The sequence below is a fragment of the Thermohalobaculum sediminis genome, from assembly GCF_023487995.1.
Classification (GTDB): Bacteria; Pseudomonadota; Alphaproteobacteria; order Rhodobacterales; family Rhodobacteraceae; genus Thermohalobaculum; species Thermohalobaculum sediminis.
In genome coordinates this window covers 1-20,000 of sequence record NZ_JAMFKN010000010.1, presented here as the reverse complement: position 1 = coordinate 20,000, position 20,000 = coordinate 1, and the positions used below count along the sequence as shown (strand labels likewise).

20 protein-coding genes and 1 pseudogene are annotated in these 20,000 nt (G+C 70.7%); 14 read left to right on the top strand and 7 right to left on the bottom strand.

Annotated features, from left to right (window positions below; translation table 11 throughout):
- Positions 1 to 41: 41 nt before the first annotated feature.
- The 4 genes from M1105_RS17270 to aat all read left to right on the top strand — a co-directional run bounded on the left by M1105_RS17270 (position 42) and on the right by aat (position 3,646).
- A complete protein-coding gene (locus M1105_RS17270; RefSeq protein WP_249581632.1) occupies positions 42 to 815 on the top strand; it encodes a DsbA family protein in 774 nt (257 codons plus the stop codon).
- 245 nt (positions 816 to 1,060) lie between these two features.
- Positions 1,061 to 1,558 (top strand): acetyl-CoA carboxylase biotin carboxyl carrier protein, encoded by a 498-nt coding sequence (gene accB / locus M1105_RS17265; protein WP_249581631.1) that lies wholly within the window; start codon positions 1,061 to 1,063, stop codon positions 1,556 to 1,558.
- 14 nt (positions 1,559 to 1,572) lie between these two features.
- Complete coding sequence (gene accC / locus M1105_RS17260) at positions 1,573 to 2,919, top strand: acetyl-CoA carboxylase biotin carboxylase subunit (RefSeq protein ID WP_249581630.1); 1,347 nt, start codon at positions 1,573 to 1,575, stop codon at positions 2,917 to 2,919.
- A 67-nt stretch (positions 2,920 to 2,986) separates the two neighbouring features.
- Entirely contained in the window at positions 2,987 to 3,646 is a 660-nt protein-coding gene (gene aat / locus M1105_RS17255) for a leucyl/phenylalanyl-tRNA--protein transferase (protein ID WP_249581629.1), read from the top strand.
- On the opposite strand, the gene M1105_RS17250 is transcribed toward aat, so the two are convergent.
- From M1105_RS17250 to M1105_RS17235, 4 genes are read right to left on the bottom strand one after another with little or no spacing between them, the layout of a single operon-like run.
- Positions 3,583 to 4,374 (bottom strand): DUF2155 domain-containing protein, encoded by a 792-nt coding sequence (locus M1105_RS17250; protein WP_249581628.1) that lies wholly within the window; start codon positions 4,372 to 4,374, stop codon positions 3,583 to 3,585. The genes aat and M1105_RS17250 overlap by 64 nt on opposite strands.
- A gap of 9 nt (positions 4,375 to 4,383) precedes the next feature.
- Positions 4,384 to 5,160 (bottom strand): class I SAM-dependent methyltransferase, encoded by a 777-nt coding sequence (locus M1105_RS17245; protein ID WP_249581627.1) that lies wholly within the window; start codon positions 5,158 to 5,160, stop codon positions 4,384 to 4,386.
- Positions 5,157 to 5,609, bottom strand: a complete 453-nt coding sequence (gene mlaD, locus M1105_RS17240; protein WP_249581626.1) for an outer membrane lipid asymmetry maintenance protein MlaD — start codon at positions 5,607 to 5,609, stop codon at positions 5,157 to 5,159. The genes M1105_RS17245 and mlaD overlap by 4 nt, the downstream gene beginning before the upstream one ends.
- 5 nt (positions 5,610 to 5,614) lie before the next feature.
- Positions 5,615 to 5,995 carry an NADH:ubiquinone oxidoreductase subunit NDUFA12 gene (locus M1105_RS17235; protein WP_249581625.1) on the bottom strand — a complete coding sequence of 127 codons (381 nt, stop codon included), beginning with the start codon at positions 5,993 to 5,995 and terminating at the stop codon, positions 5,615 to 5,617.
- Between the two features lie 371 nt (positions 5,996 to 6,366).
- On the opposite strand from M1105_RS17235, the gene M1105_RS17230 reads away from it, so the two are divergent.
- Entirely contained in the window at positions 6,367 to 7,530 is a 1,164-nt protein-coding gene (locus tag M1105_RS17230) for an OmpP1/FadL family transporter (RefSeq protein WP_249581624.1), read from the top strand.
- Between the two features lie 308 nt (positions 7,531 to 7,838).
- Here M1105_RS17230 and tgt read toward each other — a convergent pair whose 3' ends face one another.
- Complete coding sequence (gene tgt, locus M1105_RS17225; RefSeq protein ID WP_249581623.1) at positions 7,839 to 8,969, bottom strand: tRNA guanosine(34) transglycosylase Tgt; 1,131 nt, start codon at positions 8,967 to 8,969, stop codon at positions 7,839 to 7,841.
- A 198-nt stretch (positions 8,970 to 9,167) separates the two neighbouring features.
- Here tgt and M1105_RS17220 point away from each other — a divergent pair, with 198 nt between their 5' ends.
- The 4 genes from M1105_RS17220 to tpiA all read left to right on the top strand — a co-directional run bounded on the left by M1105_RS17220 (position 9,168) and on the right by tpiA (position 10,999).
- A complete protein-coding gene (locus M1105_RS17220) occupies positions 9,168 to 9,431 on the top strand; it encodes a hypothetical protein (protein ID WP_249581622.1) in 264 nt (87 codons plus the stop codon).
- Between the two features lie 5 nt (positions 9,432 to 9,436).
- Complete coding sequence (locus tag M1105_RS17215; protein WP_249581621.1) at positions 9,437 to 9,796, top strand: SUF system Fe-S cluster assembly protein; 360 nt, start codon at positions 9,437 to 9,439, stop codon at positions 9,794 to 9,796.
- Positions 9,797 to 9,819: 23 nt separating this feature from the next.
- Positions 9,820 to 10,176 (top strand): HesB/IscA family protein, encoded by a 357-nt coding sequence (locus M1105_RS17210; protein ID WP_249581620.1) that lies wholly within the window; start codon positions 9,820 to 9,822, stop codon positions 10,174 to 10,176.
- A gap of 79 nt (positions 10,177 to 10,255) precedes the next feature.
- Positions 10,256 to 10,999: a triose-phosphate isomerase gene (gene tpiA / locus M1105_RS17205; protein ID WP_249581619.1), complete on the top strand. Its 744-nt coding sequence runs from the start codon at positions 10,256 to 10,258 to the stop codon at positions 10,997 to 10,999.
- Positions 11,000 to 11,072: 73 nt separating this feature from the next.
- Here the strand turns inward: tpiA and M1105_RS17200 are convergent, their stop codons facing one another.
- Entirely contained in the window at positions 11,073 to 11,726 is a 654-nt protein-coding gene (locus tag M1105_RS17200) for a hypothetical protein (RefSeq protein WP_249581618.1), read from the bottom strand.
- A gap of 152 nt (positions 11,727 to 11,878) precedes the next feature.
- Here M1105_RS17200 and gluQRS point away from each other — a divergent pair, with 152 nt between their 5' ends.
- On the top strand, positions 11,879 to 12,748 hold the full coding sequence (gluQRS, locus tag M1105_RS17195; RefSeq protein WP_249581617.1) for a tRNA glutamyl-Q(34) synthetase GluQRS: 870 nt from the start codon (positions 11,879 to 11,881) through the stop codon (positions 12,746 to 12,748).
- A gap of 22 nt (positions 12,749 to 12,770) precedes the next feature.
- Here gluQRS and M1105_RS17190 read toward each other — a convergent pair whose 3' ends face one another.
- Positions 12,771 to 16,316, bottom strand: coding sequence for a DUF3971 domain-containing protein (locus M1105_RS17190; RefSeq protein WP_249581616.1), 3,546 nt, complete (start codon positions 16,314 to 16,316; stop codon positions 12,771 to 12,773).
- A gap of 194 nt (positions 16,317 to 16,510) precedes the next feature.
- On the opposite strand from M1105_RS17190, the gene M1105_RS17185 reads away from it, so the two are divergent.
- From M1105_RS17185 to M1105_RS17170, 4 genes and pseudogenes are all read left to right on the top strand, one after another.
- Positions 16,511 to 16,987 carry a peroxiredoxin gene (locus M1105_RS17185; protein ID WP_249581615.1) on the top strand — a complete coding sequence of 159 codons (477 nt, stop codon included), beginning with the start codon at positions 16,511 to 16,513 and terminating at the stop codon, positions 16,985 to 16,987.
- Positions 16,988 to 17,456: 469 nt separating this feature from the next.
- On the top strand, positions 17,457 to 18,788 hold the full coding sequence (locus M1105_RS17180; protein ID WP_249581614.1) for a DUF5930 domain-containing protein: 1,332 nt from the start codon (positions 17,457 to 17,459) through the stop codon (positions 18,786 to 18,788).
- Positions 18,778 to 19,299: a bactofilin family protein gene (locus M1105_RS17175; RefSeq protein WP_249581613.1), complete on the top strand. Its 522-nt coding sequence runs from the start codon at positions 18,778 to 18,780 to the stop codon at positions 19,297 to 19,299. Before M1105_RS17180 ends, M1105_RS17175 begins: the two co-directional genes overlap by 11 nt.
- A gap of 325 nt (positions 19,300 to 19,624) precedes the next feature.
- Positions 19,625 to 20,000: pseudogene (locus tag M1105_RS17170) on the top strand (transposase); the annotation flags it as partial.

Genomic DNA, 20,000 nt, shown 5'->3' with positions numbered 1-20,000 from the left:
GTATGTCCGCGGCGGCGCCCAATGGACAGGAGACCGACCCGATGAACCGCTCGATCGGAAGCCTTCTCGTCGCGGCCGCGATGGCCCTGCCCGCGCTGCCCGCCGCGGCGCAGGACGGCGGCATCGATTTCCGCAAGATGAGCCCGGCACAGCGCGAGGCATTCGGCGAGGCGGTGCGCGGCTACCTCCTCGAGAACCCCGAGGTCATCTACGACGCGATCCGCATCCTCGAACAGCGCCGCAACGCCGCCGCCGCAAACGCCGACCGCGACCTCGTGATGGCGAACGCCGATGCGCTGTTCGACGACGGCTTCTCGTGGGTCGGTGGCAACCCGGAGGGCGACGTGACCATCGTCGAGTTCTCGGACTACCGCTGCGGCTACTGCAAGCGCGCGCATCCCCACGTGAAGGCGGTGCTCGACGCCGATCCCAATGTCCGCCTGATCGTCAAGGAATTCCCCATCCTCGGGCCCGACTCGGTTGCCGCCGCCCGGGTTGCGATGGCCGCGCACGACGTCGATCCCGACAAGTACGGCTCGCTCAACAACGCGCTGATGGAGTTCCGCGGCAACCTGACCGAGGCCGTCGCCTACCGTCTGGCGGCCGATGCCGGCTACGACATCAAGGAGCTGAAGGACCGCGCCGCCAGCGACGAGGTCACCGCCCGGATCACCGCGAACCACGCGCTAGCGGACGCGCTGGGCATCCAGGGCACGCCGAGCTTCGTGATCGGCGGCCAGATCGTGCGCGGCTACATCGAGGCGGACGCGATGATGGCGGCGATCGGGCAGGCGCGCGCGACGGCCGCGAACTGAGGCCGCAGACCCGCCCGCGCGCCCTTGTGCTGGGCGCGTGGGCAGTGCGGGCGGGGCGGGGCGGCCGTATGTCTGCCGACCCCCAATGCCTTTGACGCGCGGCCCCTTTCGGTATAACCCCTCACTCTGCCCGCAGGGCCGCGCCACAGGCACGCGCAGGCGGGCGAGGACACGGCGACGCTTCGCGCGCGGGCAAGCGCGCGCGAGATGACGGCGCTGGCCTGCGGAGGCGCAAGGAAGGACCGATGAGCAAGAGCACCGAGGACGATGTTGCCTTCATTCGCGCGCTGGCCCAGCTGCTGCGCGAGTCCGACCTGACCGAGATCGAGGTCGAGCGCGAATACGGCGAGGACGACGAGCTGAAGGTCCGGCTCTCGCGCGCGATGCCTCAGTTCGTCCACGCCGCGCCCGCGCCCATGGTCCACCACGTGGCCGAGGCTGCGCCCCGCCCGGCCGCAGCACCAGCCCCCTCCGCCGCAGCACCTGCGCCCGCCGATGCGGGTCCGCATCCGGGCACCGTCGCCTCGCCCATGGTCGGGACCGCCTATCTCTCGGGCGAGCCGGGCGCCGCGCCCTTCGTGCAGGTCGGCGATACCGTGGCCGAAGGCCAGACCCTCCTCATCATCGAAGCGATGAAGACGATGAACCAGATCCCCGCGCCGCGCGCGGGCAAGGTCGTGCGTATCATGGTGGCGAATGCCGAGCCGGTCGAGTTCGGCGCGCCGCTGATGATCATCGAGTGAGCGGGGGCCCGCCCTTGTTCAAGAAGATTCTGATCGCGAACCGCGGTGAGATTGCGCTGCGGGTGGTGCGCGCGGCCCGCGAGATGGGCATCCAGACGGTGGCGATCCACTCGACCGCCGACGCCGACGCAATGCATGTGCGCCTGGCCGACGAAAGCGTCTGCGTGGGCCCGCCGCCGGGGCTGCAGAGCTACCTCAACCAGCCCGCCATCCTCACCGCCTGCGAGATCACGGGCGCCGAAGCCGTGCATCCCGGCTACGGCTTCCTGTCCGAGAACGCGGGCTTCGCCCAGATGGTCGAGGAGCATGGGCTCACCTTCATCGGCCCCACCTCGGACCATATCCGCCTGATGGGCGACAAGATCGCCGCCAAGGACACGATGAAGCGCCTGGGCGTGCCCTGCGTGCCGGGCTCGGACGGCGGGGTCGCCACGATCGACGAGGCGCGCGGCGTGGCCGAGGGGATCGGTTATCCGGTGCTGGTCAAGGCCGCCGCGGGCGGCGGCGGGCGCGGCATGAAGGTCGCGCGCACGGCAGCCGAGCTGCCGGCGGCCTTCAGCCAGGCGCGCGCCGAGGCCAAGGCCGCCTTCGGCGACGATGCCGTCTACCTCGAGAAATACCTCACCCTGCCGCGCCACATCGAGATCCAGGTGGTGGGCGACGGCATGGGCCGCGCCGTGCACCTGGGCGAGCGCGACTGCTCGCTGCAGCGGCGCCACCAGAAGGTGCTGGAGGAGGCGCCCTCGCCCGCCATCGACGCGGCCACGCGCGCCCGCATCGGCGAGACCTGCGCCAAGGCGGTGGCCGAGATGGGCTATCGCGGCGTCGGCACGATCGAGTTCCTCTACGAGAACGGCGAGTTCTACTTCATCGAGATGAACACCCGCCTGCAGGTCGAGCACCCGGTGACCGAGATGGTCTACGGCATCGACCTCGTCGTGGAGCAGCTCCGCATCGCCGCGGGCGAGGGCCTGTCGGTGACGCAGGACGAGCTGGTGCCCAACGGCCATGCCATCGAGGTGCGCATCAATGCCGAGCGCGTGCCCAGCTTCGCCCCCTGCCCCGGCCTCGTCGCGGCCTATCACGCGCCCGGCGGCTATGGCGTGCGGATGGATTCGGCGCTCTATTCCGGCTACCGCGTGCCGCCCTATTACGACAGCCTGATCGGCAAGCTGATCGTGCATGGCGCTACCCGCGAGGCCGCGCTCCAGCGGCTCAAGCGCGCGTTGGGCGAGCTGGTGGTCGACGGTATCGACACCACGGCACCGCTGTTCCGCGAGCTGGTGGATACGCCCGCCGTGCGCGCCGGCGCCTACAACATCCACTGGCTCGAGGACTGGCTGAAACGCGAGATGACATGATCTCGCTCAAGGCGCGACGGCGCGGGCGGCCCTAGTCTCGGAAAATCGCCGCGCCAAGGTTCAGCCCATGAAGGACCACGACCCGCAACCGCCCGAGATCACGCCAGCCCTGCTCCTGCGCGCCTACGAGGCCGGCGTCTTTCCGATGGCCGATTCGGCCGAGGCCGACGAGGTCTTCTGGGTCGAGCCGCGCCAGCGCGGCATCATCCCGCTCGACGGCTTCCACCTCTCGCGCAGCCTGCGCCGCCGGATGCGCCGCGCCGACTACACGGTCACGGTCGATCGCGCCTTCGGCGAGGTGCTCGACGCCTGCGCCGCCCGGCCCGAGACCTGGATCAACCGCCCGATCCGCCGCCTCTACACCGCACTCCACGACATGGGTCATGCCCATTCTGTCGAGATCCGGATCGGGGGCCGCCTGGTCGGCGGGCTCTACGGGGTGAGCCGCGGCGCGGCCTTCTTCGGCGAGAGCATGTTCAGCCGCGCGACCGACAGCTCGAAGCTCGCGCTTGCCCATCTCGTAGCGCGGCTGCGGGCGGGAGGATATCAGCTCCTCGACACGCAATTCCTCACGCCGCATCTCGAGAGCCTGGGGGCGATCAGCATCTCGCGCGCGGCCTATCTGCGAATGCTGGACGAGGCGGTAACGCGCGACGCCGATTTCTACCGGTTCACCGCCGACTCGGACCCCGAGGCGGTGATACAGCGGATCACCCAGAGGTCGTAGCGCGGGTGGTCCATGGCCGACAGCGCCGGGCTGTCGGCGAACATCCAGCCCGCGAACACCGGCGGCGCATCCGGACGCTTGGTGTCCCAGATCCGCAGGAAGGCGATGTGGTTGCCGCTGGTCCCGTCCTCGGGCAACCGGCACTCGGTCAGCGCCACGCGCAGGCGCGAGACCGTGGCCTCCTCGCCCGCCTTCAGATCGAAGGTGTCGATGCGCCCGGTCAGCTTGTCGAGCTGGCGCAGCACGGCGCCCGGGGCGTCCTCGCGTGCCACCGGCTCGATCAGTTCCGGCGCCTGCGCGCCCAGCACGCTGCCGGTTCCCGGCGGGGCGCGCTTGAAGAGGTCCGCTCCCGGCTGCTCCTCGCTTTCGGGCGGCAGGGTCGCGGTCGCCGCGCCCGCAGCTGCTCCGCCCGGCAGCGGGTCCGCGTCGGCAGGCGTCTCGGCCCCGTCCCCGGCTGGCAGCCCGAGCCCGGCTTGGCCGGGCGCCGCCGCCTCCGTGCCGGGCGCCGTGGTGTCTGCCCCACCCGCAGGCTCGCCGGGCACGACAGTGATCCCGCCGGGCAGCGGATTGCGCGTCTCCGGCGTCACCACGGTGCCGCCCGGCAGGCGCGGGCGCAGCGGCTCGAGCGGGCTCTCCTCGATCGCCCCGCCGGTCTGCGCGAGCGCGAGCCCCGGCAGGCCCGCGAGGGCCGCCGCCAGAACGGTCGCGATCAGACGGGTGCAGCGCATCGCCCCCTCCTAGCGCAGCCGGGCGCGGAAGCGCAATCGCACATAATCGGCCCGCCAGTTCCCCTCGCGGTCGCGCAGCGCGGGGGCCAGCAGCGCACCGATCCGCGCCGCCGCCGCCGCGCGCCGGGCCGCGGGCAGAAGCCCCAGCGCCGGCGCGGCCAGCGTCGCGAGCCACGCCTCGATCCCTGCCGACACCGGCGTCGGGCGCGGGATCAGCGCGATCTCCTCGACTTCGAACCCACCGGCCTCGAGCCGCGCGCGATGCTCGCCCTCGGTCGGGAAATACCAGATGTCGTCGAGCGTCGTCTCGATCCCGTGATCGTGCAACAGCACCGAGATGATCGCCGTGCGGATCGCCGCCACGTTGCCCGCGCCGCCGAACTCAGCCACGAAGCGCCCGCCGGGCCGCAGTGCCCGCGCCACGCCCGCGATCACCGCGTCGGGCCGAGTCATCCAGTGCAGCGCCGCGTTCGAGAAGACGCCATCGAAGGCGCGCTCGAACTCCAGCGCATGGCCATCCGCCAGCCGCGCGTCGATGCCGCGCGCCCGTGCTGCTGCAACCATGTCTACCGAGGCATCCACCCCCACGACGCGGGCCCCCGCCTCGACCAGCCGGAGGCTCAGCACCCCGTCGCCGCAGCCGAGGTCGAGGATGTCCTCGCCCGGCCGCGGATCGAGCAGCGCCAGCACTGGCGCGCCCAGGTCGCTTACGAAACGGGCGTTCTGCGCGTAGTTCGCGGCCGACCAGGCGTCGCTACCCCGCCCCTCGCCCGACGCCGCGCTCACTCGGTCGGTGCCCCGTGGATGAACCGCCCGATCAGGTCGCCGACCGAGACCGAGCTCTGCGTGTTCACCAGCTCGTCGCCATCGGCCAGCATGAACTCGGCCGCGCCGGGGTCGATCGCGACATAGGAATCGCCCAGCAGGCTGGCCGAGGTGATCTTGGCGACCGAGTCCTCGGGGATCTCGATCCCGTTCTGGAGCGTCAGCGTCACGGCCGCGAAATAGGTCTTGCTGTTCAGCTCCATGTCGGTGATCGAGCCGACCTTGACGCCGGCGATGCGCACGTCGCCGCCCACCGCGATGCCCTCGGCCTTGCGGAAATTCGCGACCACGCGATAGCCGTCGGCCTTGCCGAAGCCGAGGTCGGCGGTGTTCGCGGCGTAGACCAGGAACCCCCCGGCCACCGCAAGGACGATGGCGCCGATCAGCGTCTCGGCCGTGTTGCTTGCCATGCCGGTTACTCGGGCTGCCAGGCGTCGTAATCCCCGGTCGCGCGCGGCCGCCGTGCCGGCGTAAGCACGCTGCCCGGCGGGTGATAGGCCTCGGCCGAGCCGGTCATGTTGGGGACATGCGGCTTCTCCCAGCCCTTGCGCGGCAGCGGGCTCTCGGACGGCGCCTCGTCGAAGGTGTGGTGCAGCCAGCCGTGCCAGTCGGGCGAGACGCGGCTCGCCTCGGCCTCGCCGTTGTAGATCACCCAGCGGCGCTTGCCGTCGCGGCTGCGATAGAAGCGGTTGCCCGCCTCGTCCTCGCCCACCAACTCGCCATTGCGGGCGGTGTAGAGGCGCGTGCCCATGGTCTGGCCGTTCCACCAGGTGAAGATCTCGCTGAGGATGCTCATGCGACTCGCTCCCTTCGATGCGGCGCGATAATGGCGCGGGCGTCCCGGCACGTCCAGAGCCCCAGGCCCCCCGGTGCCGCAAGGCCGCACCATGTCGCAACGATTTCGGGCGCATCACCGTTTCATGTCCGACCGGACACGGAATTGTTTCTCCGGAGGCGCTGCCGATCACACCAAATTCACCGCCATGCCGTAGCGTCACCGCTTGCTTACGTGCACGTAACCCTGCAATGAGCGCTGAATTCAAGTGCCGCGCAGCGAACGATGCGGCGTCAGGACGACGGCGAGGATCGCACCAGGACACGAGGAAGATGGTGAACAGGATTGCCAAGAGTGGTTTGATCGCAACCACAGCACTCATCGCGATCGGCATGACGGCAAGCGGCGCGCAGGCCGGTGCCTTCCAGCTCAACGAGCGCTCGGCCAAGGGCATGGGCACGTCCCTCGCGGGCACGGCGTCGGCGGCATCCGACGTCACCTTCGCGACCTTCAACCCGGCGGCGCTGACGACGGTCGAGAACTTCGAGATCGGCGGAAATGTCTCGGTCGTCGCCCCGATCTCGGACGGCACCTTCACCAACGGCCCCTTTGCCGGGCAGGAATTCGATGCCGACCGCACCGGCGTCGTCCCCGCCTTCGCCGCGGGCTTCCGGGTCAACGAAGATCTCGTCGTCGGCCTGACCAGCTATGCGCCCTTCGGCCTCAAGACCGAATACCCCACCTTCTGGCCGGGGATGGTCGATGGCCGCACCTCCGAGCTGCGCACCGTCGTGATCGCCCCGACGATCGCCTATGACGTGCTCGACAACCTCACCTTCGGCGCGTCGCTGGACATTCTCTACGCGGATGCGCGCCTGACCAGCGCGGCCGTCAATCTCGACGGCAGCCAGTATTCTGTAAGTTTCTCATTCGGAGCGCTGTATGAACCACTGGAGGGTACCCGCATCGGCGCCGCTTACCATCATGGCTACGAGTTAGATTTCAATACCGCCATCTTTGGCGGGCTTGCCGGCGGCATCCCGGAAACTGCGGGTATAACCGGCGTTGCCAAGACAGAATTGCCGAACTGGGTGCAGATCGGCGTGACCCAGGACGTCGGCGAGGACCTGCGGGTGATGCTCGAAGGGCGGTGGATCAACTGGTCGCGCTTCGACCGGATCGACGTGAGCGCGACGAACGCGCCCGGCCTCGCCTTCTCGGACGTCCAGAATTACGACGACGCCTTCTTCGTCTCGCTGGGCGCCGAGTATGACATCTCCCGCAGCTTCACGCTGCGCGGCGGCGTCGCCTGGGACGAGACCCCGACCTCGGACGCCTTCCGCACCGTGCGCGTTCCGGACGAGGATCGCCTCTGGCTGTCGCTCGGCGCCAGCTACCGCCTCACCGACTCGATGTCGATCGACGCGGCCTATTCCTACCTCCACGCGCTCGACGACCCCGACGTGACGCTTCAGCGGGGCCCGCTCGCCGGCACCTCGCTGCAGTACGACGGCGGCGCGCATATCTTCTCGATCGGCGGCACGCTCCGCTTCTGACCCATCGCGGCTTTCGAGCGGGCGGGCGCCGGAGCGATCCGGCGCCCGTTGTCGTATCGGTCCGATCCCGCATGGCGTTGCGCGATGCCGCGTCGCGGCGACCCGGGCTCTCGCGGTCCGGGCGGGATTCGCGACCCGGGCCTGAGCTGGAATCTCCTGCGCATGGCGATGCCTGCGAAGCTCCGGCTCGGGGGATTGGGCAGCGGGTCTTCGCCGATGGGTCCCGATCCGAACAGGCCGGTGAAGGCCAGCGCGGCTTTCACGCATGAACGGCCTGCGCCGCCCGAAGCCGTGCCGCGCCCCGGCCGTCAGATCGGCTCGATATCCCCCTCGGCCCGCCGGGCGTGGAACGCCGCGACATGCGCCGCGAGCCGCCCCTCGGCAATTGCCCGCCGCAGGCCGGCCATCAGTTCCTGGTAGTAGTGCAGGTTGTGCCAGGTGATCAGCATGGCCGCGATGATCTCGCCCGCCTTGAAGACGTGGTGCAGGTACGCCCGGCTGTAGCCGGCGCAGCAGGGACAGCCGCAGTCGGGATCGAGCGGGCGCGGGTCGTCGGCGTGGCGGGCGTTCTTGATGTTGACCGCGCCGCGCCGCGTGAAGGCCTGCCCCGTGCGGCCCGATCGGGTCGGCAGCACGCAGTCGAACATGTCCACGCCCCGCTCGACCGCGCCGACGATGTCGTCGGGCTTGCCCACGCCCATCAGGTACCGCGGCCGGTCGTCGGGCAGCATCCCCGGCGCGTAATCCAGCACACCGAACATGCGCTCCTGACCCTCGCCCACCGCGAGCCCGCCGATCGCGTAGCCGTCGAAGCCGATCGCGGTCAGCGCTTCCGCCGATTGGGCGCGCAGCTCCGGGTAGACGCTGCCCTGCTGGATGCCGAACAGCGCGTGGCCCGGCCGGTCCCCGAACGCCTCGCGCGAGCGGCGCGCCCAGCGCATCGACAGCTCCATCGACGTCCGCGCGGTCGGCTCGTCGGCCGGGAAGGGCGTGCACTCGTCGAAGGCCATCACGATGTCCGAGCCGAGCAGCCGCTGAATCTCCATCGAGCTTTCCGGGCTCAGCATGTGGCGCTTGCCATCGACGTGGCTCGAGAACCGCACGCCCTCCTCGCTGAGCTTGCGCAGCTCGGCCAGCGACATGACCTGGAAGCCGCCCGAATCGGTCAGGATCGGCTTGCCCCAGTTCATGAAGCCGTGCAGCCCGCCCAGCCGGTCGATGCGCTCGGCCCCCGGCCGCAGCATCAGGTGGTAGGTGTTGCCGAGGATGATGTCGGCACCGGTGGCTGCGACGCTTTCGGGCAGCATCGCCTTCACGGTCGCCGCCGTGCCCACCGGCATGAAGGCGGGCGTGCGGATCTCGCCCCGGGGCGTGAAGATCCGGCCGGTGCGGGCGCGCCCGTCGCGCGCCTCGATCTGGAAACGAAAGCGTGAGGTCATGCCTGCCGGGGTCCCATCCTGCCTCGACACCTCCTAGAGCGCCCCGCGCGCCCGCGCAACTCGGCCCGCCTGCCCGGCCCTCCGCGAGAGCCCGTGCTCCGCCGCCGCTTCGGACGGCCACGCCTGCCGGGGCGGACGCTCTGGACGCCGAGGGGGTAATCCTTATATGAACACTCGGGAAAGCAGCGGAGTTGCGCGATGACCAAGCTCAGGACGTTCAGGGACGAGGCGATCGAGTTGATCGAGAAATCGCTCGGCGCGAAGCTTGGCCCGACGCAGCGCGACGAGATCGCCGCCGCCGTCGAGAGCGCGATCCTCAAGGCCGCGAGCCACACGCAGGAAAGTGCCGTGGACGCAATGCTGCGCTACCCGCTCGAGGACCAGGACAAGGCGCACAAGATGGCCGACGAAGTCCGGCGCCGGACCGAGGCGCTGATCGCCAACCTGTCGTCGCAGAGGTGAACGCCATGGACGCGATGCCCCGCACCGAGGGCGACACGCTGATCGCCCCCTCCTCGACCGAGCACCCGCTCTACGCGGACGTGGTCGAGGCGTGCCGCACGGTCTACGACCCCGAGATCCCGGTGAACATCTACGATCTGGGCCTGGTCTACCGCATCGCCATCGACGGCGAGAACAATGTCGAGATCGACATGACCCTGACCGCGCCGGGCTGCCCGGTGGCGGGCGAGATGCCGGGCTGGGTGGCCGACGCCGTCGAGCCGCTGCCGGGCGTCAAGACAGTCAACGTGCAGCTTGTCTGGGACCCGCCCTGGGGCATGGATAAGCTGTCCGACGAGGCCCGGCTCGAGCTGGGCTTCATGTGATCCGATCCAGGGAGACGGTTTGAATGTTCGGCATACCCGGCAAGGACCCGGTCACGCTCACCCCCGCAGCCGTGCGGCAGATCCGCAGGCTGATGGACCGCTCGGAGGGCGGCGTGAAGGGGCTCAAGATCGGCGTGAAGAAGGGTGGCTGCGCCGGCATGGAATACACCATGGAGCACGCCACAGAGATCGGGCAGCATGACGTCGTGGTCGAGCAGGACGGCGCGCGCGTGATGATCGCGCCGATGGCGCAGATGTTCCTGTTCGGCACCGAGATCGACTACCGCGCATCGCTGCTGGAATCGGGATTCGTGTTCAACAATCCGAACGTGTCCGAGGCCTGCGGCTGCGGCGAGTCGATCAAGTTCCGGGACGCCTGAGCCCCCTGCCCCCGGGTTGCCCGGCCCGGGCGGCTCGCCTATGACTCGCCTGACCCATGAGCAAGCGGGAGAGGCGAGGATGCCGCGCGTGAAGATTGCCGCCGGAAACTGGAAGATGAACGGGCTCGCGGGCTCGGTCTCGGAACTCGATGCGCTGATCGCGGGCGCGGCAGGCGGGGCCGAGGTCGTCATCTGCCCGCCGGCCACGCTGATCGCCGCCTTCGCCGCACGCGCCCGCGACAGCCGCGTCGCCATCGGCGGTCAGGACTGCCACGCGGCGGCGTCGGGTGCCCACACGGGCGACCTGTCGGCCGAGATGCTGGCCGATGCCGGCGCCTCGCATGTCATCGTCGGCCATTCCGAGCGCCGCGCCGACCATGGCGAGAGCGATGCCGCGGTGCGCGCCAAGGCCGAAGCCGCGTGGCGTGCGGGTCTCGTGGCCATCATCTGCGTGGGCGAGACGGAATCGAGCCGCGACGCGGGCGACACGCTGGGCGTCGTCGGCCGGCAGCTTCGCGGCTCGGTGCCCGGCGGGGCCACGGCGGCGAACACTGTGATCGCCTACGAGCCGGTCTGGGCCATCGGCACCGGCCGCACGCCGACGCTGGCCGAGATCGCCGAAGTCCACGACTTCATGCGCGCCGATCTGGCAAGCCGCTTCGGCACGGGGGCCGCCGACGGGTTCCGGCTACTCTATGGCGGCTCGGTCAAGCCCACGAACGCGGCCGAGATCTTCGCGGTCGGCAATGTCGATGGCGGGCTGGTCGGCGGCGCGAGCCTCAAGGCGGGCGATTTCCTGCCCATCGTCGCGGCGGCCAGCTGAAACAGCAAAGCCCGCGCCGGCGAGCGGCGCGGGCCAATGACATTCCCGGGCCGGGGCCTGCCCCGGCGAGGCTTCAGCCCAGATGCGCGCGCGCCTGCCCGATCCAGTCGTCCCGGAAGCAGCGGCCCTTGAAGGCCGTGAGGTTCTCGTCCACCCAGGCGAGATCCGCGTCCGAGAACCCGGCGATCTGCGCGAAGGTATAGACGCCGAGACCGTTGAGCTGTGCCTCCAGCGCCGGGCCGATCCCCTTGATCAGCTTGAGATCGTCGGCCTTCGCGGGCGCCGCGTCCAGAAGCCCGGCGGGCTTCGCGGCCGGCGCGGCCTCCTCGCTCGGCAGGGCGTCGACGGCATTCACCCCCTGCGCGGCCGCAGCCTCGCTCATCGCGTCGACGATGCCCGTGACGTTCTCGATCGCGGCCTCGACCAGCGCATCGACCGGGGCGATGGCGGCCTCGACCGCCTCGACGATATCGACGGCGGGTTCGGCATGCGGCTTCGGCGCCTTGCGCACGGCCTTCGCCTTCTTCGGCGCGGCGGCCTCGGCCGGGGCTTCCTCGGGCTCCATGCCGGTTTCGAGGATGCGGGGCGTGAAGCGCGGCATCACTTCGGCAAAGCGCCACTCGACGCCGAAGGCCGGGGCGACCGGCCAGAAACTGACCCAGAAGTCGAACGCCGCCTTGGTGGGCTTGGTCCACGCCTCGATGCTTTCGGCCGGTTTCATGAACATCGTGTCTATCCTGCTCGCCTGACGGATTGCTGCATTTGCGAGACGGTATCGCAGATGATGGTGCGGCGCAATAAGCCACGCTGCCGCAGCCGGCGGTTGAGCAATGCGCGGCCGCGCCCGCCCTGCCCCGTGGGCACGAACCCGAGGCGGGCATGCTGACCGACCGCTTCGCGCCCAGCCCGACGGGCGAGTTGCACCTTGGCCATGCCTTCTCGGCCTGGCTGGGCTGGTCGGGCGCGCGGGCGGCGGGCGGGCGATTCCTGCTGCGCATCGAGGACCTCGACCGCGAGCGCGCGCGCCCAGAGCATGTCGCGGGGATCCTGCGCGACCTCGCGTGGCTCGGGATCGACTGGGATGGCGAGGTGCTGTTCCAGTCCTCGCGGCTCGCGGCATACGCGGCGGCGCTGGCGACGCTCGGGGTGCGCGGGCTGACCTATCGCTGCACCTGCTCGCGCCGCGACATCGCCGAGGCCGCCTCGGCGCCGCAGGAGGGGGGAGCCGCCGCGCATGGCCCCGACGGCATCGTCTACCCCGGAACCTGCCGCGGGCGCCCGGCGGGTGACGGGCCCGCGGCCATCCGGCTCGACCTCGCGGCGGCAATCGCGGCGCTCGGCGGGGCCGCGGCAGTTGGCAGGCTCGGCTTCACCGAACACGACGCGGGACCCGACGGCGAAACCGGGCGCATCATGCTCGACCCAGCCGCCCTGCTGGCGGCGACCGGGGACATCGTGCTGCGCCGCCGCGACGGCGCGCCCGCCTATCACCTCGCGGTGGTGCTGGACGACGCCTTCCAGGGCGTGACGCGGGTGACGCGCGGGCGCGACCTGTTCGCGGCGACGCCGGTCCAGCGCCTGTTGCAGGCGGCCCTCGGTCTGCCCGAGCCCGAATACCGCCACCACCGCCTGATCCGGGACGCGTCGGGTCGGCGGCTTGCCAAGCGCGACCGGGACCTGAGCGTCGCGGCCCTGAGGGCCGCGGGCGCGACGCCGCGCGAGATCCTGGCCGGTCTGGGAGTGGTCTGAGGCGGGCCGGGATCCGGCCGCGTCACTCGTCGCGCTCCAGCCCCTCGAGGAAGCGTTCGTCCGGCTCGCGCGCCTTCGAGGTGAAGATCCGGCGCAGGATGCCCGGCGTGAGCAGCGAGAGCGGGTTGACCGTGTAGCTGGGCTCCTCGATCGTGCCGCCGACCGCGAAGGTCATGGCGAGGATGCCCTCGCCCTTGCCCCCGGACAAGAGCGCCCCGAGCAGCGGGATGTTGTCGAGCACGCCGGTCAGCGCATAGGCGGGCGAGATCACCCCCGCGAGGTCGAGAGCGCCCGTCTCCTCGTCGATCGTGCCGTCGAGCTTGACGGCCAGCGCGGGCCCGGTGGCAATCGTCGTGCCAAGCGTGATGACGCCCGCCTCGTATGCGAACGGCATCTGGACGTTCGAGAACGCAAGGCCGCCGGCCATCACCTGCGTGATGCCACCCTTGTTGAGTATTCCCTCGAATGTCGGGGCGTCCCGGAGGGTGATGTCCGACATGCGCACCGTGCCGTCGAGCTGGTCGAGGCCACCGTCATGCAGCTTGGCGGCCAGCGTGAGGCGCCCGTCGCGGGCGGTTTCCGAGATGCCCGTTGCTCGCAGGAACGCCCCCGCATCGGGCGCAGCGAGTTCGAGCGTGCCTGCGCCCTCGGCCGGCAGCAGCAGGCTCGCATCCACCGGCGCCTTGCCGTTCAGCGCCCCGGCGAGCGCAACCTTCACCATGCCGTCCTCGCCGCGGTCGGCACGCCCGCGGGCCGAGCGGATCCCCAGTTTCGGGGTCAGCGCCAAGTCCTCGATATCGAACTCGACGGCGAGCGGCGCCGGAAGCCCGGGCGGGGCCGCCTCGGCCGTTGCCGCACCGTCGGCCGCGCCGTCCGCGTCCCCCAGAACGTCGTCGAGCAGCGACAGATCGAGCCTGCGCCCGCGGACCGTCGCCGCGATCCCGCGCGCGCCCAGCCGGGAATAGACGATCCCGAGATCGGCCCGCTCGTCCAGCACGACGCGGCTGACCGCGGCCCGCTCGACCTCGCCCGACGGCCCGACCATGAGCGTCCCCTGCGCCGCGAGGCCCGGCGCGTCGAGGCCGAAGGCGGTGATCTCGGCGCCGCCCGAGCGGCCGAGCCGCGCCTGGGCCTCGATCGTCGCGGGCACGCCCGCAGCCTTCGACCAGCCCAGCTCCGGCAGCGCGAGGCGCGCCTCGGCCAGATCGGCCGAAACCGACAGGGCGGGCGGCGCCGCGCCCTCCTGCGACAGGCGGGCGAGGATCTCGGCGGCTCCGGCCTCGAAGCCCGGAAGCGCCGCACCGAACCGCGCCAGCAGCCCCGGCGTCGCGCGGCCTTGGGCGACGATCTCGCGCCGCTCGGGCGTCGCGCCGTAGATCTCGCGCCAGTCGACGGTCAATGGGACGCCATCCGCCGTCACATCGCCCGAAACCGTCATCTCGCGCGTCGAGGCGGTCAGCCGAACCGACTGGCCCGCGACCGCGACCGGCTCCCCCGCCCCGGTCTGCAGCGCCATCTCGAGCGCCTCGATACGCGCTTCGGCGTCAGCCTCCACGTCCTCGAGCAGCAGATCCTTCAGTAGCGGAAAGCCCAGCCGGGTCCCCACGGTCGCCTCTCCTTCGATCGCCGCGGGATCGAGGCCGAGCTTCGAGACCAGCCCGAGAGGCTCACGGTCGATCAGCCCAAGGATCGCGCCCAGCTTGCCGGTTCCCCTCAGGTCGATCTCGGCAGGCGTGCGCGGACCCCAAAGGTCGCTGATCCTGAGCCGCGAGCCGTCGAGCGCGACATCGGCCCCCTCGACCGGCGTGACGTGCCCCTCGTCCATCTCGAGCATGAACTCGTCGAGACGCAGGAAGCCGCGCCCCGCCGCATTGCGGATCGGCGGCATGTCGCCCAGATACCGCGACACGAGGTCCCGATAGCTGAAATCGAGGCTCACTTGCGGCGTGCCCGGCCCGCTCCGGAACTGGGCCACCAGCATTTCGATCGCGCCCGATTGCAGGTGCTCGGCCACCCAGCTCCGCGCATTGGGGGCGAAGGGCAGCGGCCAGTGCGCCTTGAGGCCCGCCACCGTCAGGTTTCGCCCCTCCGCCCGCATGTCGGCCTGCCAGCCCTCCGCCCCGCGCAGCAAGCGGCCCGCTGCCTCGAGCGTGAAGGCGCCCTGGTCGAGCCGCGCGGCGGCGATCTCGACCGTCACCGGCTCGAAGCCGACGCGGGCCACCAGCTCGCCCCCGTCGAAGCTCAGCGGCGCGGCGAAGTGCTCGGGCAGGTCGAGGTCGAGCCGCGCGATCCCAAGCTGGCCCGCCATCCCCAGAAGCCGGTCCGCATCGTCCCGCTCGACATCGACGAAGCCCGCGAGCTCGACCGACCCGGCATCGCCCGAGACCGCCATCTCCGACAGCGCGAGCCGCTCGGTCGCAGGCTCGTAGGTGACGGCCATCTTCAGCGCGTCGAACCCGGCCGGGCCGAGGCGGGCGCCATCGGTCCCGACGAAGCCCCCCTCGCCCGCGTAGAGCGTGCCCGAGACGACGCCAAGCCGGCCGTCATCGGCCAGCCGGCCGCCGAGGATCGCATCCACCGGGGCGTCGATCAGCGCGAGCCAGTCCAGTTCGGGCACGCCGTCGGCCAGCCGAGCCGGGCGCACGCCGTGCAGCGAGAGGTCGATCTCGGTCCCCTCGATACCCCTGGTCCGCCGAAGCGCGACGCGCACGGTGCGGAGTGGAGAGGCCGCCTTCTCGGCAAGCTCGACGCCAAGCACCGCCGTCATGCCGTCGCCGTCGCGCCGCGCGCGCAGGGTCGCGCCGTCCGTCACCCAGCTCTCGCCGGTCGCCGCGTTGCGATAGGTCAGCCGGGCATCGCGGATGGTGAGGGCGCTGAGGAGCTCCAGCTCGGCCAGCGCGGCATCGCCCCCGGCCAGCCCGTGGAGGAGCGCGCCGGCCACGGCAAAGCCTCGCTCGGCTCGGCGCTCCCCGTCGGCCTCGCCGCCCGCGGCCTCCGGCACGGGCGCGTCGGGCCCCGAGGCTGGATCGACGGTACCCTGCGACAGCGTCATCCCGGTCCCGAGGCCGAGGCGCCAGCGGCCATCCGGCTCGCGCACGATCTCGGCGGTCGGGCCGCGAAGGAACAGGCGGCTCACCCGCACCTCGCCGGCGATGAGCCGCGCGAGGCTGAACCGCGCCCCCATCTCGGGGACCGCGAGCAGCAGGTCCCCCTCGGCCGAGCGCAGCTCGACGTCGCGGAAGCGCAGGGCGGGCTCGCCGGCGCGCCGGGTCAGGGCGATCAGCCCGGTTCCGATGGAGAGGCGCAGCTCGCCCTGCCCCGCGTTCACCTCGTCCGCGACCAACGCGGCGAGCGCGGGCACCTCGATCGGCCCCGAGCGCAGCGCGAGCGTCACCGCCCCGGCCGCGACCAGCGCCAGCATCACCGCCGCGAGGCACAGCCGCAGACCGTTGCGGCACGCGCCCCAGCACAGATCTGCCGCAAGCGCGCAGGCACGCATCGCGATGCCCGGCCGCGCGCGATCCTGCGCCTGCGAGTTCCCGTCCCGAAATGCCGAGAGGAGGCCCATCCGCTCCGTTCCGTCGGAGCAGCCGACCGCACGCCCCGCCCCGTCCTGCCCAGTCGCCGCTTCCGGCTTGTCAGTTCACCGCCCTGACTTAACTTGCTCGCTGCGCCGCGCCGTTGCAATGGGCGTGGGATCGCGGCTTCGTGCGGCGCCTCGTAAGGGCGCCGAGCCTTTCCCTGACCAACGAGGATCGACACATGACGGACACCCACTCCCCCGCGATCGGCGACGCGGCACCGAGCTTCTCGCTTCCGGGAACGGGCGGGACGACCGTGTCGCTCGCCGATCATGCGGGCAAGCCGGTCGTGCTCTATTTCTACCCCAAGGACGACACCCCCGGCTGCACCCGCGAGGCGGTCGACTTCTCCGAGGCAATCGCCGAGTTCGGTGCCGCGGGTGCTGCGGTCATCGGGGTATCGAAGGACCCGGCGAAGAAGCACGACAAGTTCGCCGCCAAGCATGGGCTGAAGGTCATTCTGGCCTCGGACGAGAGCAGCGACCTGTGCGAGCGCTATGGCGTCTGGGTCGAGAAGTCGATGTACGGCAAGAGCTACATGGGCATCGAGCGCGCGACCTACCTGATCGGACGCGACGGGCGCATCGCGCGGGTCTGGCGCAACGTGAAGGTGCCCGGCCATGTCGCCGAGGTGCTGGAGGCCGTCCGCGCGCTGTGACGCCAGCGGCGCGGTCGCGAATCGGCGGCGAGGCCCCGGCCGGCCCGGTCGGAAAGCTCCGCTCCGGCCCGGCCGGAGCCTCTCCGTCCTGCATGCGGATCTGCCGGTCGCGCCCTGCGCCGGCATTCCTGACCGGGTCGCCTGACCGCGATGCTTATCCACCGCTTGCCGCAGACCCGGCTCGCGCGCTATAGATTGTGGCGTCCGCCGCTCCGCCACGGCTTTGCGGGTTGCGGCAGACGCCATTCGGCGCCGCGGGAGCGGGCCGCGAAGACCGTGCGGCACAGCGTGGGGGTGCTGCATGCAAGGCGTCGCGTCCGGGCCGGTCACTGCGTTTTTTCCTTCTGTCACGGGGGTGTGTGCGCGGGCAAAAACGTTTGCCTGAGGTGGCCCCATCCGATATAGCGTTGCGCAAAAGACGCAGAATAAAAAATTTTCGGGACACGAGGTCAGTGAGGAGCGGCACTGCATGACGCCGAGCGATGAGGGTGGGCCCTCGCAGCGTTTGTCGAGGCTGCTGCCGGAACGGCGCGTTTACGTGCGGAGCGGAAATCGAACCAGGTATTTCTCGCTCGGGCCGGTTTCGCAGCTTGCCATCGCGGCCGTCACGGCCGCCGCGATCGGCTGGACGGGGTTCGCGACGCATGCCTTCGTCTCGAACGCCCTCGACGTGAAGGGCGCCGAGGGGCGCCTCTCGGCGATGCAGGAGGCCTACGAGGCCCGCATCGCCGCCATGGAAACCCGGCAGATCGCGCTCGAGGAAGAACTGAACCGCGCCAACGAGCGGCGCGAGGCCGCCACCGCGCGGCTCTCCGAGAAGCAGCAGCACCTGGTGCGCGCGACGCACGAGCTGAACGAGGTCGAGACCGAGGTGGCCGCGCTGCGCTTCGAGGTCGATTCCCTGAACCGCGCCCGGCGCGAGGCGGAGGAGCGGCTCGAGCGCCTGGGCGGCGAGCTCATCGCCCTGCGGCTCGGCCTTGCCGACGCACAGGCCTCGCGCAACGGGCTGGCGGCGACGCTCGGCTCGGTGAGCGGGGCGATCGACGAGGTGATCACCGAGCGCGACTTCGCCATCGCGCGCCGCGAGACGCTGAACGAGCGCGTGGCCGAGCTCGAATCCGAGCTTGGCAGCTACGAGGCGCGGCAGGAGCGGCTGCTGGCACAGCTTGAGGGCGCCACGCAGTTCGGGCTCACGGGACTCGAGAAGATGTTCCGCCGCGCCAATGTCGACCTCGACCGGATCCTGGGCGAGCTGGCGCGCGACTATTCCGGCTCGGGCGGCCCGTTCGAGCCGATCGAGGACGGCGAGACCCCCGGGGACGAGGGCGACCGCAGGGTCGCGAGCCTGATCCAGGACCTCGAGCAGGTGAACCTGATGCGCTTCGCAGCCGAGCGGCTGCCCTTCGCGCTGCCTGTGTCGGGCGGCCGCTACACGTCGAACTTCGGGCCGCGCCGCGACCCGCTGCGCCGGCGCATGTCGATGCATGCCGGGATCGACATCGCCGGGCCTCGCGGCACGCCGGTGCACGCGACGGCAGACGGTGTCGTGATCTATGCCGGGCGCCAGCGCGGCTATGGCGTGATGGTCAAGATTCGGCATGCTTTCGGGTTCGAAACTGTCTATGCTCACCTCGACCGCGCCCGCGTAACCTTGGGTCAACGCGTCGAGCGGGGCGATCTCATCGCAGACATGGGCAACACGGGGCGCAGCACCGGGACCCATCTGCATTACGAAGTCCGGATCGACGATGAACCCGTCAATCCGATGAAGTTCATAGAGGCGGCAAGAGATGTTCTCTAAGAGCAAGATCAGCGAAACCACCGACAAGACGGAACAGCCGCGCGGCCCGGCGCCGACCGTGGGCTCGACCAGTTCAGCCAGCGCGGCGCCAGCTTCGGCGTCGGCCACGGCACCGACCCCGACCTACGCGGCCAAGCCGAAGCCCTCGCCCTCGCTCCTGTCGAGCGACCTCACGATCAAGGGCAATGTGATCACCTCGGGCGACATCCAGGTCGAGGGCAAGATCGAGGGCGACGTGCGTGCCCACCTTCTGACCGTGGGTGAAAGCGCCGAGATCAACGGCGAGATCGTCGCGGACGATGTCGTCGTCAACGGCAAGGTCGTGGGCCGGGTGCGCGGGCTCAAGGTGCGGCTGACCGCGTCGGCGCGCGTCGAGGGTGACATCGTGCACAAGACGATCGCGATCGAGTCGGGCGCGCATTTCGAGGGCTCGGTGCAGCGCCAGGAGGACCCGCTGGGTAACTCGGGCAACCGGACTACGCCCCGCGCGGCAGCGGCGGACGCGGGCTGACAGCACGACGTCCCCGGGAACACGGAAAGGGCGCCGCCGGCGCCCTTTTTCATTCGGTGACATCCCGACGCGTTGCGGAGCGACCGATCCCGCCCGTATGCGCCGCCCCCGTCGCGAGGTTTGATACCAGCGCGCACTGATCGGAACCCATGCGAGACGACGCCACCGCCCCGGTCCCGAGCCGGGGCCTCGGAGAACGTCGCCAAGGGCAGGAGGCTCCGCTCGAAGCCCGGGGCCCTGGCGGGTGGTCTCCTCCCGGTTTCCTGGACCAGTGTGAGTGAGAGTTCTCCGGCTATGATCGCCCAGGATGGAGGGGCAGTAGCCGATGAAGAAGTCCAAGTTTACCGATCAGCAGATCGCGTTCGCACTGAACCAGGCGGAGGCTGGCACCTCTGTCGAGGAGGTGTGCCGCAAGATGGGGATCAGCCAGGCCACATTCTTTCGCTGGAAGAAGGTTTATGGTGGCCTGATGCCGTCAGAGGTGCGGCGCTTGAAGCAGCTCGAGGAGGAGAACGGCCGACTGCGGAAGCTTGTCGCCGACCTGACCCTGGACAAGGAGATGCTGACCGAGGTCATCAAAAAAAAGATCTGACGCCGGAGCGGGGCAGAGAGATGATCGACTTGGTGAAGGCGGCGTTCCGGGTCTCGATCCGCCGCGCCTGCCGCGCGGTTCCGGCGCCGCGCTCGACCTATCACTACAC

Excerpts from the sequence above, each read along its gene's own strand:
- aat (WP_249581629.1), top strand. The coding sequence starts at position 2,987 with ATGAAGGACCACGACCCGCAACCGCCCGAGATCACGCCAGCCCTGCTC.
- M1105_RS17175 (WP_249581613.1), top strand. The coding sequence starts at position 18,778 with ATGTTCTCTAAGAGCAAGATCAGCGAAACCACCGACAAGACGGAACAG.
- M1105_RS17235 (WP_249581625.1), bottom strand. The coding sequence starts at position 5,995 with ATGAGCATCCTCAGCGAGATCTTCACCTGGTGGAACGGCCAGACCATG.
- M1105_RS17270 (WP_249581632.1), top strand. The coding sequence starts at position 42 with ATGAACCGCTCGATCGGAAGCCTTCTCGTCGCGGCCGCGATGGCCCTG.
- gluQRS (WP_249581617.1), top strand. The coding sequence starts at position 11,879 with ATGCTGACCGACCGCTTCGCGCCCAGCCCGACGGGCGAGTTGCACCTT.
- M1105_RS17180 (WP_249581614.1), top strand. The coding sequence starts at position 17,457 with ATGACGCCGAGCGATGAGGGTGGGCCCTCGCAGCGTTTGTCGAGGCTG.
- M1105_RS17250 (WP_249581628.1), bottom strand. The coding sequence starts at position 4,374 with ATGCGCTGCACCCGTCTGATCGCGACCGTTCTGGCGGCGGCCCTCGCG.
- M1105_RS17220 (WP_249581622.1), top strand. The coding sequence starts at position 9,168 with ATGACCAAGCTCAGGACGTTCAGGGACGAGGCGATCGAGTTGATCGAG.
- M1105_RS17185 (WP_249581615.1), top strand. The coding sequence starts at position 16,511 with ATGACGGACACCCACTCCCCCGCGATCGGCGACGCGGCACCGAGCTTC.
- M1105_RS17190 (WP_249581616.1), bottom strand. The coding sequence starts at position 16,316 with ATGGGCCTCCTCTCGGCATTTCGGGACGGGAACTCGCAGGCGCAGGAT.
- M1105_RS17230 (WP_249581624.1), top strand. The coding sequence starts at position 6,367 with ATGACGGCAAGCGGCGCGCAGGCCGGTGCCTTCCAGCTCAACGAGCGC.
- M1105_RS17210 (WP_249581620.1), top strand. The coding sequence starts at position 9,820 with ATGTTCGGCATACCCGGCAAGGACCCGGTCACGCTCACCCCCGCAGCC.
- tgt (WP_249581623.1), bottom strand. The coding sequence starts at position 8,969 with ATGACCTCACGCTTTCGTTTCCAGATCGAGGCGCGCGACGGGCGCGCC.
- mlaD (WP_249581626.1), bottom strand. The coding sequence starts at position 5,609 with ATGGCAAGCAACACGGCCGAGACGCTGATCGGCGCCATCGTCCTTGCG.
- tpiA (WP_249581619.1), top strand. The coding sequence starts at position 10,256 with ATGCCGCGCGTGAAGATTGCCGCCGGAAACTGGAAGATGAACGGGCTC.
- M1105_RS17200 (WP_249581618.1), bottom strand. The coding sequence starts at position 11,726 with ATGTTCATGAAACCGGCCGAAAGCATCGAGGCGTGGACCAAGCCCACC.
- M1105_RS17215 (WP_249581621.1), top strand. The coding sequence starts at position 9,437 with ATGGACGCGATGCCCCGCACCGAGGGCGACACGCTGATCGCCCCCTCC.
- accB (WP_249581631.1), top strand. The coding sequence starts at position 1,061 with ATGAGCAAGAGCACCGAGGACGATGTTGCCTTCATTCGCGCGCTGGCC.